At 59.4% G+C, this 12,879-nt stretch carries 9 protein-coding genes; 1 reads left to right on the forward strand and 8 read right to left on the reverse strand.

Translation table 11 applies throughout. The features are described from left to right. Positions 1–939: 939 nt before the first annotated feature. The 8 genes from A4R35_RS16545 to A4R35_RS16580 form a co-directional block, all read right to left on the reverse strand. On the reverse strand, positions 940–1,887 hold the full coding sequence (locus A4R35_RS16545) for a class I SAM-dependent methyltransferase (protein ID WP_189361938.1): 948 nt from the start codon (positions 1,885–1,887) through the stop codon (positions 940–942). Positions 1,888–2,364: 477 nt separating this feature from the next. Next, positions 2,365–3,294, reverse strand: coding sequence for a methyltransferase domain-containing protein (locus A4R35_RS16550; RefSeq protein WP_189361939.1), 930 nt, complete (start codon positions 3,292–3,294; stop codon positions 2,365–2,367). A 78-nt stretch (positions 3,295–3,372) separates the two neighbouring features. Beyond that, positions 3,373–4,302 (reverse strand): class I SAM-dependent methyltransferase, encoded by a 930-nt coding sequence (locus A4R35_RS16555; protein ID WP_112431270.1) that lies wholly within the window; start codon positions 4,300–4,302, stop codon positions 3,373–3,375. 40 nt (positions 4,303–4,342) lie between these two features. Further along, the gene (locus tag A4R35_RS16560; RefSeq protein ID WP_189361941.1) at positions 4,343–5,290 is read right to left on the reverse strand and encodes a class I SAM-dependent methyltransferase; all 948 of its coding nucleotides are present in this window, start codon (positions 5,288–5,290) and stop codon (positions 4,343–4,345) included. Between the two features lie 78 nt (positions 5,291–5,368). After that, the gene (locus A4R35_RS16565) at positions 5,369–6,301 is read right to left on the reverse strand and encodes a class I SAM-dependent methyltransferase (RefSeq protein WP_112431274.1); all 933 of its coding nucleotides are present in this window, start codon (positions 6,299–6,301) and stop codon (positions 5,369–5,371) included. A 64-nt stretch (positions 6,302–6,365) separates the two neighbouring features. Then, positions 6,366–7,313: a class I SAM-dependent methyltransferase gene (locus tag A4R35_RS16570; protein ID WP_112431275.1), complete on the reverse strand. Its 948-nt coding sequence runs from the start codon at positions 7,311–7,313 to the stop codon at positions 6,366–6,368. A gap of 619 nt (positions 7,314–7,932) precedes the next feature. After that, positions 7,933–9,996 (reverse strand): TIR domain-containing protein, encoded by a 2,064-nt coding sequence (locus A4R35_RS16575; protein WP_112431277.1) that lies wholly within the window; start codon positions 9,994–9,996, stop codon positions 7,933–7,935. A gap of 101 nt (positions 9,997–10,097) precedes the next feature. Then, positions 10,098–10,778, reverse strand: a complete 681-nt coding sequence (locus tag A4R35_RS16580; RefSeq protein WP_112431279.1) for a DUF4878 domain-containing protein — start codon at positions 10,776–10,778, stop codon at positions 10,098–10,100. 454 nt (positions 10,779–11,232) lie between these two features. Between A4R35_RS16580 and A4R35_RS16585 the strand changes: the two genes are divergently transcribed. Continuing rightward, a complete protein-coding gene (locus tag A4R35_RS16585; RefSeq protein ID WP_146747244.1) occupies positions 11,233–12,861 on the forward strand; it encodes a class I adenylate-forming enzyme family protein in 1,629 nt (542 codons plus the stop codon). Positions 12,862–12,879: the final 18 nt, after the last annotated feature.

A 12,879-nucleotide genomic window follows, 5' to 3' on the forward strand; every position in this document is an offset into this window, starting at 1 on the left:
CGAACGGACGAGCGAGCGGATCAGCTGAGCTGAACTGAGTCAAGCAAAGGTAGCGGCCCCTCGGCTGTAACGAGCCCCACTGCTCTGCTGCACCATCAAGGCGCGACGCGACCACTTTCCGTAACCAGCGGGCTGTTCTGTGGTAATGATGCACTGGCTTACGACTGGTTCAGGCGACTCGACCGACCGACCGACCGACCAACCAACTTATGGCCTGCCCTTTGGTTACGTGACGGCCTGGCAAACGCAGTTGCAATTGCGAACGAGGGCCGGTATTGCCTGCTCACCCTGCTCAGCTGACTGGCCAGCCCTTTACCTCGGCCTGATCCCGGCTGCCCATTGGCTGCCCCTGGAGCCAATGGGGCGAAGATCTTATACCACCGTGGCGCGAACCACTGACGACAGGCCCCTGCGAGGAGAGCTAGCCGCCGCGCCACCGACGACCGACCTGCAAACTGAGCCACAACGATGCAATCGTCTTGTTCAAGGTACTCTGGTCTGGACGGACCGGCTATCCTGAGCGGGTGGGGCAGCGCTATCGGCACTGCACCCTGGATAGCTGGCCCCGACTGACCAGCACGAGCGGCCTTTCTCCTCCCCACCGATAGATCCGGGCCGCTCAGTCCTTCCTAGCAACCTGGCGTACCGTTTTCTCGATACGCACATCTCTCACACTCGGGAAGATTACCCGATGATTCGCCAACCTTCAGGATCTCCCCCAAGGAATCCATCGAAAGTACTATCGCCTTCACGAAGAATCTTGAAGAAGACAGCCTGGCCATCACACCCCGCTCGTTCAGCTTGCCAGGCTGAGCGAGCGGAGCCAGGGAAGGAATCAAGGGGGTGCGGTCCCGGAGGAGATGGTCCTCACCCAGACCCAGGTGGTTGCATTACTGCATTGGGCAATAGCATCGCTGTGAATCAGGGAGGACCCACTGCTCAACCGTGATACGGTTTCTGGCCATAAGCGGCGACGACATGGTAGCGCGTCTGCAGCGTATTCCACTCCTGACCTGCCTGTTCGATGAGGGCGAGGACCTCTTGCTGCTCCATCTGGAAGCGAGCTGCGATGAGAGAGCTGATGGCCTTACCGGCCTCGCGCAGATCCAGAGAGAGTAAAGAACCGACGCGCCCGCCCCAATCACCAAGTGGAATATCGATATCCTGGCGGTTGACCTGGATCAGCCCGGCCTGTTGCAGGAAAGAGTCTAGAGAGCGGAGGACTCCACCCTCGTTGTCGAGGCCGCGCAGGGCACCCAGTTGGCCCATGAGGTAGAGAAATTGCTGGGTAGCTGGTCCAGCTGGATTGAAATGACTGACATGGGTACCCGCCTCGACCAACTCGACCCAGCCTCCGGGGACGGTGACGCGAGCAAGTTCTCGCACAACATTCGGCCAGGCCGCGAGGGGAATAGCCAGCACGAGCAGGCGTTGATGGACGAAGTCGAAGATCTCATCTTCAAAAGGGAGGCCCTTGAGGGCGTCGCCCTGGACAAAGCGGTAGTTAGCTGGTGGAGTGGTGGCTTTGGCTCTGGCCGGCTCCAGATCGAGGCCAATGACCTCGGCCTGGGGGAATTGCTGAGCGATTTCAATGGCCCATTGGCCGGTGCCGCAGCCGACATCGAGAATGCGGCGGGGTTGGACGATGGGTGCTAAATAGTTGCCGCGCAGCGCGGAGCGCAGAACGTAATGTTGAAAATCGAGGCGATTAACCTCTCCCAGATCTTTGGGGAGCAGATAAGGTTGCTCGTCAAGATAGCGGCGCGAGGCCAATGAACCTGTCTGGGGCGCCTCGCTAACTGTGGGACGAGGCGTAGGCTGAACCGAATCAGCAGGAGTGACGGAAGCGTTTGTCACGCGGCGCTGGCGAAAGAACCACCAGGGCATGAGACATTCCTCCTTGCGGGCAAGTTTAACCTCATACGAGCTAAATAGTACAGCATTAGGCAACGCCTTGTTCATCGCGTGAATGGGCTTGGCCCATAGGTCACAGCGAAGTAACAGCGTGTTCGGAGCTGGTTTCAGACCTGACAGGCATGGTCAATGATGGCTAGCACTTCCTGCTCAGATCTGCTGAAACGACCTGCTCGGCTACACTGATGATCTCTCGGGCTTCACCCAGGGCGAAGGCGGTCAAGAAGCGGCAATGTCCCCTGACTCGCCCCCGGGAAGGGCGAGAAGCTGCTAGTGAGTGGCGGCAAGATCTCTTGCCGCTGAAGGCGAGCTAAGGGAGGCGTGAAACCTTGCAGTCGCTATTCGATCGAGAGCCTCAGCCTCAAACTGGGCCTTCTGCGAGGAATCTGGCCTAACCACCAGGATGGGACGGGGCCAGCCAGCTCCTGTGGCACTCTCATGAGCGTGAGTCTAGGTAGTGGTTGGTGGTTTGTTCCCATAAGCGACGGCCAGCCGGTAGCAAGTATGGAATTCATCGAACTCTCCTACGGCTGCTTCGATCAGGTCAAGGACTTCCTGCTCTGAGATCTGGAAATGGGCCGCTATAGTGCCGCTGAGTCCCTTTGAACTCTCGCGAAAGTCGAGCGCTAGCAAAGAGCCAAGACGTCCTCCCCACTGGCCCAGTGGTACCTCAAAGGATTGAGACTGCACGCTGACCAGTCCGGCATCGCGCAAATAGCGGTCGAGAGAGCGCATGATCACTCCCTCAGTGTCAAGACCGCGCAGGGCTGCCAGCTGCCCTGCCAGGTGTAGATATCGCTGTGTGGCAGGACCAGCGGGGGTAAAATCAGCGGTTCCTGTTCCAAACTCGACGAGTTCGACCCAGCCGCCAGGAGCGGTGAGGCGAGCCAGCTCCTGGACAAGGCCCGGCCAGGCCCTCAATGGGATAGCCAGCCAGAGAAAACGCTGGTGAACGAAGTCGAAGGTCCCATTTTCAAAAGGGAGGCCCTTGAGGGCGTCGCCCTGGACAAAGCGATAGTTAGCTGGTGGAGTGGTAGCTTTAGCGCTGGTCGGCTCTAGATCGAGGCCGATGACCTCGGCCTGGGGGAACTGCTGGGCGAGTTCGAAGGCCCACTGGCCGGTGCCGCAGCCGACGTCGAGAATGCGGCGCGGCTGCCCGATGGGGGCCAGATAATTGCCGCGCAGGATGGCGCGCAGGATGTAATGCTGGAAGTCGAGGCGGTTGACTTCGCCCAGGTCCTTGGGGAGCAGATAGGGCTGCTCGTCCAGATAGCGACGGGCAGCCTCATCGGAGGCCGGGCGGGCTACAGACGGTTTGGCAGCGCTAGCATTGACGGAAGCGTTGGTTGCACGACGGCGGCGGAAGAGCCACCAGGGCATAGTACAGACCTCCATTCTATGTCGTCGATGAGTGGCAGCCGGACAGGCTGAGCGCTGGGAGCAGGCAGCGTCAGCGGGTCAAGGCTTCTGGCCGTAGGCCACTATGAAAGAGCAGCTGGAATGCAGCTCATTCCATTCCTGGCAGGCCCTGTCAATGAGTTGGAGCACGTCCTGCTCAGGGATCTGGAAGCGAGCCGCCAGCGGGGCACTGATTGCTGTCCACATCGTGCGGAAGTCCAGAGCGAGTAGAGAGCCGATGCGGCCTCCCCATTCCCCTACAGGGATCTTGATGGGATGACATTGGATCTGGTTCAGACGAGCCTGGGCCAGATACTGATCGAGGGAACGTGCGACGACGCCCTCGCTATCCAAGCCTCGCAGAGCAGCGAGCTGGCCTATGAGAGATGCTACTTGCTGATTGGCTGGCCCAGAAGGAGTAAGGTTACTGATATGGATGCTTGTCTCAACGAGTTCGAGCCAGCCGCCGGGGGCAGTGACCCGGGCCAGCTCCTGGACAGCCGCCGGCCAGGCCGCTTGAGGAATGGCTAGAACAAGGAGGCGTTGATGGACGAAGTCGAAGGAGTTGTCGTCGAAAGGGAGGCCTTGCAGGATGTCCCCCTGGACGAAGCGATAGTTGGGAGGGGGGGAAACAGAAGGCTTGACCTGTTCGAGGTCGAGGCCGATGACCTCGGCCTGGGGGAACTGCTGGGCGAGTTCGAAGGCCCACTGGCCGGTGCCGCAGCCGACGTCGAGAATGCGACGCGGCTGCTTGATCGGTGCCAGGTAGTTGCCGCGCAGGATGGCGCGCAGGATGTAATGCTGGAAGTCGAGGCGGTTGACTTCGCCCAGGTCTTTGGGGAGCAGATAGGGCTGTTCCTGCAGGTAGCGGCGGGAGCCTTGCAGGCGAGGCAGGGCGACCTCGCCCAGGCGCCAGCCACCGGAAGACGAAGCGGGGGTAGCTGGGCGAGAGCCGCTGCGGGAGCGGCGGCGGAAGGGCCACCAGGGCATGTGCAAGACCTCCTTTCTATTTCCTCGGTGAGAGGCAGCATCAGCGGGTCAAAGGTTTTTGGCCGTAGGCGACAGCGAAATGCCATTCGGTGTGGAACTCACTCCACTCCTGGTACGCCTGGTCAATTAGTTGGAGGATAGCTTGCTCAGAGCGCCCGAAGCGGGCAGCGATAGGGGCGCTGATGGCCTTGCAGGCTTCGCGCAGGTCCAGGGCCATCAGGGAGCCGATGCGTCCGCCCCATTCGCCCAGGGGAACGGAGAAGGGCTGGTAGCGGATGTTGACAAGGCCTGCCTCCTCCAGATAGCGACCTAGGGAACGCAGAACGATGCTCTCAGTGTCGAGGCCTCGCAGAGCAGCAAGCTGAGCTCCGAGCCTGTTGATCTCTTGGGTGGCGGGGCCAGAGGGCAGATAGTCCTGCAGAGCGGTGCCGACTTCCAGGAGTTCGGCCCAGCCGCCGGGAGCGGTGACGCGGGCGAGTTCCTGGACGACGCCCGGCCAGGCGGCCAGGGGGATGGCACCCACCAGGAGGCGCTGATGGACGAAGTCGAAGGAGTTACTCTCGAAAGGGAGGCCTTGCAGGATGTCCCCCTGGACGAAGCGATAGTTGGGAGGGGGGGAAACAGAAGGCTTGACCTGTTCGAGGTCGAGGCCGATGACCTCGGCCTGGGGGAACTGCTGGGCGAGTTCGAAGGCCCACTGGCCGGTGCCGCAGCCGACGTCGAGAATGCGACGCGGCTGCTTGATCGGTGCCAGGTAGTTGCCGCGCAGGATGGCGCGCAGGATGTAATGCTGGAAGTCGAGGCGGTTGACTTCGCCCAGGTCTTTGGGGAGCAGATAGGGCTGTTCCTGCAGATAGCGGCGGGACCCCTGCAGGCGAGGAAGAGCGACCTCACCAGGCAGCCAGCCACTGGAAGGCTGAGCGAGGTCGGCGGCGCGAGCAGCGGAGAGAGAACCACGAGAGCGGCGGCGGAAGAACCACCAGGGCATAGTACAGACCTCCATTCTATGTCGTCGATGAGAGGCAGCCGGACGGGCTGAGCGCTGGGAGCAGGAAGCGTCAGCGGGTCAAGGCTTCTGGCCATAGGCGACAGTGAAGGTACCGTAGGAGTGGAGTTCGTTCCATTCCTGTCTGGCTCTATCGATGAGTTGGAGGATCTCCTGCTCGGGGAGATGGAACCGTGCGGCCAGGGGAGCGCTGATCGCCTTCCATGCTTCGTGAATGTCAAGAGCGGACAAGGCGCCGATGCGTCCAGCCCAGTCGCCGATCGGGACCTGGATGGGATGGCGCTGGATATTGATGAGGCCAGCCTGGGCCAAATACTGGTCGAGGGAGCGCATGACCGTCCCTTCACTGTCGATCCCGCGTAGGGCGGAGAGCTGTCCCAGGAGCGATACGAACTGCTCATTAGCTGGACCTGCTGGGCTGATAAGGTCGCTGATATGAATGCTCACCTCGACGAGTTCGAGCCAGCCGCCGGGGGCAGTGACCCGGGCCAGCTCCTGGACAGCCGCCGGCCAGGCCGCTTGAGGAATGGCCAGAACAAGGAGGCGTTGATGGACGAAGTCGAAGGAGTTGTCGTCGAAAGGGAGGCCTTGCAGGATGTCCCCCTGGACGAAGCGATAGTTGGGAGGGGGGGAAACAGAGGGCTTGACCTGTTCGAGGTCGAGGCCGATGACCTCGGCCTGGGGGAACTGCTGGGCGAGTTCGAAGGCCCACTGGCCGGTACCGCAGCCGATGTCGAGGATGCGGCGCGGCTGCTGGATGGGGGCCAGATAGTTGCCGCGCAGGATGGCGCGCAAGACATAATGCTGGAAGTCGAGGCGGTTGACTTCGCCCAAATCTTTGGGGAGCAGATAGGGCTGTTCCTGCAGATAGCGGCGGGACCCCTGCAGACGAGGGAGAGCGACCTCACCAGGCAGCCAGCCGGAAGAGGGCTGGGCAGAGGGAGCTGTGCGAACGGTGTTACGGGAGCGGCGGCGGAAGAACCACCAGGGCATAATCACAATCCTCCTTACTAGTCGATGAGCAGTCGAGAGGCAGAGAGCCTGAGTGCAGGCGGCCTCAGCGTGTCAAGGGCTTCTGGCCATAGGCGACGGCGAAGTGAAACTGTGTTCGGAACTGGTTCCACTCCTGATAGGCTTGCTCAATGAGTTGCAGGACGGCTTGTTCAGAGCGAGCGAACCGGGCAGCGACTGGAGCACTCACAGCTTTCCTGGCTTCGCGCATGTCTAGGGCCAGCAGGGAACCGAGACGCCCGCCCCATTCGCCCAGGGGGACATCGAAGGGCTGGTAGCGGACGTTGACGAAGCCAGCCTCCTCCAGATAGTGGGCTAGGGAGCGCATCACAAGGCCCTCAGCGTCAAGTCCCCGCAGGGCGAGAAGCTGAGCTGAGAGTGTGTGGAATTCTTGGGTCGCGGGGCCAGAAGGAAGAAAATCCTGCAGAGCAGTGCCTGCCTCAACGAGTTCGATCCAGCCGCCGGGGGCGGTGATGCGAGCCAGCTCCTGGACAGCCGCCTGCCAGGCCGCTTGAGGAATGGCCAGAACAAGGAAGCGTTGATGAACGAAGTCGAAGGAGTCATTGTCGAAAGGGAGGCCCTTTAGAACATCCCCCTGAACGAAACGATAGTTGGGTGGTGGGGAAGCCGAGGGCTTGACCTGTTCGAGGTCGAGGCCGACGACCTCGGCCTGGGGGAACTGGTGAGCGAGTTCGAAGGCCCACTGGCCGGTACCGCAGCCGACGTCGAGGATGCGGCGCGGCTGCTCGATCGGTGCCAGGTAGTTGCCGCGCAGGGCAGCGCGGAGGGCGTAGTGCTGAAAGTCGAGGCGGTTAACCTCACCTAAATCTTTGGGGAGCAGATAGGGCTGTTCCTGCAGATAGCGGCGGGACCCCTGCAGGCGAGGAAGAGCGACCTCACCAGGCAGCCAGCCACTGGAAGGCTGAGCGAGGTCGGCGACGTGAGCAGCGGAGAGAGAACCACGAGAGCGGCGGCGGAAGAACCACCAGGGCATGAAACAGACTCCTTTCTTCTTCAAAGCACTCCTGAGTCTACTCTTAATCGCTTGCGTAAGAGTAACAGCGATAGCTCTCTATGAAACAGATCAGGCAATTGAAGAGACTCCTCTGGTCATCTGCGTTGCTTGCGGTCCAGGACAGCTCGTGTACCGCTGCTGAAAAAAGAGAAGCCAGGCTCTGCTACTCGCGGGAGAATCATGCGTGATTCGTCTGGTCCCGCCTATAGCTTGCTGCCTGGCCTGAGCCGTATCTGAGAATTCGATAGTCTGGCACCAGAGACTGTTGCCTCTCCACAGAAACGCCCACACTCCCAATAGAGCCAGTGTGGCCATAGATATCGCTTGCTCTCGCCGAAAACGGATAGCCTTGACCGGTACGGCTTCTTCGCTTAGAGTTTAGAAAAGATGAATGTCATCTGTCAATTTGAATATAATGAAAACGAGGGATGCGATCAATTTTAACAGATTTTTAATGCACCGTTGCCAGAGATATGGAAGCGGGGACAGGACGGCTTCACATGAGAGTGCACGTGGCCGGTGGCAAAGCAATGCAAAACAATAACTGGGAGATGAGCAGGCACCTGCTTTGTAACTGGTATGACAGAGTAGCTTAGAATCACTGTGGCTGCTGAGTCACGGCAGCGCTAATGCGACGAGCAATACTCACGAGCGCTTGCTCCCGAGCCGCAGGAGGTAGAGTAGTAAGCGGCTTCTGGGGATCGTTAGCAGGCTCGAAGCTCTGCAGCTCGCTCTCTTCAAAGAGGCAGGGGCTGACAATAATAGGGATAATCAAGGTGCCAGCAAGGCGGGCCTTCTCCAAAAGCCTTGGCAACTGCCTAGTCATGATAGTGTCGGACGCCAGGAGCGTGGCACTGACCAGGACAACGGCCACGCCCGCGCGCAAGATGGCATCCTCCAGTGTCTGCTCCCAGCGGCTGCCAGCGCTGATCAGCGTATCGTCCCAGACATCGAACACTCCCTTCTGTTCAAGAGGAGCCAGATGGCTACGCAAACGCTCCAGCCACCGCTTATCTTTACGAGCATAGCAGATAAAGATTTGCTGTCTGCTTGGTGCAGGGCGTTTGCCGACCTTACGAGCCAGCTGCTCCAAATTGCTGTGGCGTAGATAGAAAATAAGGGTCGGATCTTCCGCCAGCAGCACACCAACGGTGGGATCACAGAAGAGATGATACGCCAGATCGGGATAGGAAGCGATGGCTTGAGGCCAGCTTTCCTTGAAGAAGCGCTCCAGGTCGTGGGCGCGAGCGCGTCCTGGCTCCTCCTGCTGTAAAAGTGAAGGCCAGAGCACTCCCTCACGGCTCTGGCTCAGCTCTTCCAGCAAAGCGAGGCTGGTCTGATCGTAAGGCCCGCCAGCAGCGGCGAATTGCTTGATGGCAAGGTCAAATTTTCTCTCCAGCGTTTCCATCACATTCTGAACGGCCTTAGCAAGGTGATGCCGAATAGCAACTGGTGATGGCTGCGTCTGGATAATATTATTTTGCATGCAAAGATAATAGCAGAGGAATTGAGCCAGAATAAAGCTACCATCAACCAGGCGAAGAATATCCTCCTTACAGTCAAAGATCACGTTGAGAGCCTGCTCTCCCTGCCTGATCAGTTGCAAAATCTCCTCATCGCTGGCGTGGCCCATCTTAAAGCGATCGAAGCGCATAGCCGTATCGAAAGAGACGGAGCTGATGAAGCTCTGGCCCGTTCCTGGAATACCGATGATCACCAGCTTACGATCTTTGGGTTGGGTATCCGCCAGCAGCTTCAAATAATCGACCAGCTCCTGGCGCAAGTCAGGCTCCAGGCGATGGAAGTCATCGATAATCACCACACCGCGATGCCACTCTGAGAGAGTGCGGAGCCGCTGGCGGTCAGCGGGCGCACGGGCACTCAAGAGAGTGATCGTCGGTCGCTCTGCTCTAAGTATCTCTTCCTCTCTGAGTTGCTGGACGGCTTTTTGCACCGCCGTGGTCTTGCCGATGCCCGAAGGCCCCTCGATGACCACGCTGCGCCCCGGCTCAACAAGAGCCAGCTTCAGGTGCTCGAAGATGGAAGGCGGCACAAAGGTCACTGTGGGCAGACCCGTACGCTTGAAGACCTCATCCAGGCGGTAGCTCGTAGGAGGCAGCCCTGACGCTGTCAATCCGCGTGTCCTGCTCTCCGAAGAAGCAGCCAGTGAGGGAGGCGAAAGGCGTCGCCGGTTCTGAAGCTCTCTGCAGATCAGGAGGACCTCATGAAGGATTTCCCGCAGCGCCTGCTCCCTGGCAATTTCTTCGCTCAGAGGACGCCCCGTGCGAGGGAGCAATTGCAAAGAAGCGAACGGTGTTCCCTCAAGCGGGGTAGGCCGGGCAAGAATGGGGAACAGCTGTAGCTCACCCCGTCGCGCGCGCTCTAATCCTAGCGAGATGGCTCTTGCGTAGATCGGCGATGCCAGCAGGTCGGGACTGATCAACAGCAGGAGCACATCGGCGGACTCGATATGCCGACGTAACTCCGCCTCCATGTGAGCATCGGGCCGTAGATCTGTGGATATGCGGAGAACGGAGCCCGGCAAGAACTCTAAGTAGTTCATAAATGGGAGGAGCAGGTAGAGAAGACGATGATCCTCGCGAGCGCAGATTACAAAAGTAAAGATAGTGGCTTGACGGTCAGGCTGCTCCGTTCTATCCATCGGTAACCGGCTCCCTCCTCGCGTCTCCGCGTTGCCGAGGCTGATGTGCGTGCTCGTGGCTATGCTATGCTGGCCTGCCTTAAGCGTGCGGCTGACCAGGATTATATATTATCTAGCTGAGTAATTTTCCACTCGCTATTGATCTTGGTCAGCCGCAGATGCACATCATAAGCCACGCCGCTGGAACGAGTGACATGGACAACCACTGTTGCCGTATCGCCGTTGGTACTGCTGCTTGTGATCGAATAGCTGGTCACAGGCCCAGCCTGTTGATCGATAACCTGGGCTACCAGCGCGAAGCTCCCCTGTGTTGCGCTAATCTGCTCCCCCTGGATAGTCAGCGTATCGATCGCCAGGTAGGAATAGGCCTGGCTATAGTTCTGCTGTTGAATAGCTGAGTAATAGTCATTGACGGTCGAATTGGCGTTGGTCGTAAGAGCAGCGATGAAACCCACTAAGGTACAGCCGCCGCAGGCAAGCACAATGACCCCGGCGATAATGGCCAGAGTAATCCAGAGCCAGCGCCAGGACCGGCGTGGCGGCACCGGATATGGTATCCCATACTGGCCGGCCCTGGGAGAAGCAAAGACCCCTTCTGGATAGACCGGCGGTGGTGGTGGTGGAGTCTCGTATAGTGATCCGTACTGCGTCGGGCCGGCGTACTGCGTTGGCCCGTAGCCTCCCGGAACAGGCGGGGGCGGCGGGGTCTCATCTCCTCCCTTTCCTGCTGGCTGGAACTCTTGCCCGTAACCGCTCTGCGGCTGGTGAGGATCATTGCCCATCTCAGTTCGCTCCTTTGGCTCAAAGCACTCTCTCTAACGAACAGTGCAGGCAGGACTGCGGGAGGCAGTCTACCCTGCCCCTCTGGCTTTGCACGAGCACGAGACTGTCAAAGGTTTCTTTCCCCGTTTCTAAAAAAGGAAACGTATCTACGTATAGAAATTTGTATCTTTCTGCCCTCGCTAGCTCAGCAGGCTTGAGGGGAGGGCTTGCTTCAGCTAAAGGAGAACGCTTCAGTACTATTGATGACCCCTGAGATCAAAGAAAAATTCAGAATTGTCAAGATCAGCAAGAAGGTGGAAGCCAGCATATACAAAGAGTGGCAGAGCGTAGTGAGACGCTAGAAACATGCCGTCAAGCGGCTAGTGATATGGTCTTGACCGGCGCGGGCGGGCAAGTTATGCTCATAAGCAAAGGAGCGACGTTCTTTTGGCCTTTGAAGAAAGGACTTCAGGCATGGTCGACAAGCAGACTGCTCCCGAACTCTTCCGCCCACCGCTGGGCTACCCCGAAGCTCCCTATGATACCCTGGTCCGAGCCGTGGCAGAGCGGCAACCCGAGCGGCCCGCCATTATCTACCACAACCTCAGCCTGACTTACAGCGAAGTCATTGCCATGACCAATAGTCTGGCCAACGGCTTACGCGCGCTGGGCCTGGGCAAAGGGGACATCATCTGTCTCTTCACCTTCAACCGTCCCGAATATACCATCGCCTTCCTGGCGGCCTCCTCCATTGGCGCCGTCATCAGCCCTATGAACCCCTCCTACAAGGAGCGAGAAATCGCCTATCAGCTAGAGAATAGCGAAGCGAGCGCTATTTTGGTTCAACGCGAGCTTGTGCCCATGCTCAAGAGTGCTCTAGAGGGGCAGACCTTCCCGGCGCTGCGCCATATCATCGTCACCGGGTCCCAGGTGCCTGAAGCGCTGCCGCAGGCCGTCCCCTTCGCTCGTCTGCTGCGCGAATCCTCGCCGCGGCGTCCTGAGCCTGTTGACATTGCCCCCGATGACCTGCTGGCTCTCCCCTATTCATCGGGCACCACCGGCCTGCCACGCGGTGTCATGCTCTCACACCGCAATCTGGTCTGCAATCATCTCCAGGTCGTGACCGCGGCCAACCTCTCGCCCGTGGATGCCACCCTGATCTTCCTGCCTCTCTACCACATCTATGGCGTCCTGCTGACCGGTACCTTTCTCATCGCCGGCGGCAGGCAAATCCTCATGGAACGCTTCGAACTGGATACGGCCCTGGCCCTCTGTGAACAGCAGGCCGTCACCTGGTTCTTTGCCGTTCCGCCGATTGTCCAGACACTCCTCAACGCCAGCGACGAGCAGCTTGCCAGGCTGAGGACAGTCAAATACCTGATGTCTGCTGCTGCCCCCTTAGCGCCCGAGCTGGCGATCCGGCTGCGCGAGCGTACCGGTATCAACGTCATTCAGGCTTATGGCCTGACCGAAACCTCGCCCGATACCCACTTCTCCCCGCTTGATCCCGCGCGCATTCGCCCGGCCAGCGGCGGCCTGCCGGTCTATGACACTGAACAGAAAATCGTCGATATTGAGACTGGAGAGCGTGAGCTGCCGGTCGGCGAGGACGGCGAGATCGTCGTGCGCGGCCCCCAGGTCATGCTTGGTTACTGGAAAGATCCGGCTGAGACGGCACGTGTCCTGCGCAACGGCTGGCTCTACACCGGTGATATCGGCCACATCGATGCTGACGGCTACCTCTACATCGTTGATCGCAAGAAAGAGATGATCAAGTACAAAGCCTTCAGCATTGCCCCTGCCGAGATCGAGGCCGTCCTGCTGGAGCATCCTGCTGTTCTCGATGCTGCCGTCATTGGTGTTGATGATCCTGAAGCCGGAGAGATTCCCAAGGCCTTTGTTGTCCTCCGCCCCGGCCAGACGGCCACGTCCGAGGAACTGATGGCCTTTGTCAACAGCAAGGTAGCGGGCTATAAAAAACTGCAGCGGGTGGAATTCATCGAGGCTATACCGCGCGTGCCCTCGGGCAAGATCCTGCGCCGCCAGCTCAAAGAGCGTGAGCGTGCGCGCCGCCTCACCAGCACCCAGGAGCCTCTGGTTTAGAGCGCCAGGGGGTCAGGT

The organism is Thermogemmatispora tikiterensis, from assembly GCF_003268475.1.
Classification (GTDB): Bacteria; Chloroflexota; Ktedonobacteria; order Ktedonobacterales; family Ktedonobacteraceae; genus Thermogemmatispora; species Thermogemmatispora tikiterensis.

What these genes read in the sequence shown, in the direction of transcription:
- A4R35_RS16585 (WP_146747244.1), top strand. Translation starts at nt 11,233, where the DNA reads ATGGTCGACAAGCAGACTGCTCCCGAACTCTTCCGCCCACCGCTGGGC.
- A4R35_RS16575 (WP_112431277.1), bottom strand. Translation starts at nt 9,996, where the DNA reads ATGGATAGAACGGAGCAGCCTGACCGTCAAGCCACTATCTTTACTTTT.
- A4R35_RS16580 (WP_112431279.1), bottom strand. Translation starts at nt 10,778, where the DNA reads ATGGGCAATGATCCTCACCAGCCGCAGAGCGGTTACGGGCAAGAGTTC.
- A4R35_RS16570 (WP_112431275.1), bottom strand. Translation starts at nt 7,313, where the DNA reads ATGCCCTGGTGGTTCTTCCGCCGCCGCTCTCGTGGTTCTCTCTCCGCT.
- A4R35_RS16565 (WP_112431274.1), bottom strand. Translation starts at nt 6,301, where the DNA reads ATGCCCTGGTGGTTCTTCCGCCGCCGCTCCCGTAACACCGTTCGCACA.
- A4R35_RS16555 (WP_112431270.1), bottom strand. Translation starts at nt 4,302, where the DNA reads ATGCCCTGGTGGCCCTTCCGCCGCCGCTCCCGCAGCGGCTCTCGCCCA.
- A4R35_RS16545 (WP_189361938.1), bottom strand. Translation starts at nt 1,887, where the DNA reads ATGCCCTGGTGGTTCTTTCGCCAGCGCCGCGTGACAAACGCTTCCGTC.
- A4R35_RS16550 (WP_189361939.1), bottom strand. Translation starts at nt 3,294, where the DNA reads ATGCCCTGGTGGCTCTTCCGCCGCCGTCGTGCAACCAACGCTTCCGTC.
- A4R35_RS16560 (WP_189361941.1), bottom strand. Translation starts at nt 5,290, where the DNA reads ATGCCCTGGTGGTTCTTCCGCCGCCGCTCTCGTGGTTCTCTCTCCGCT.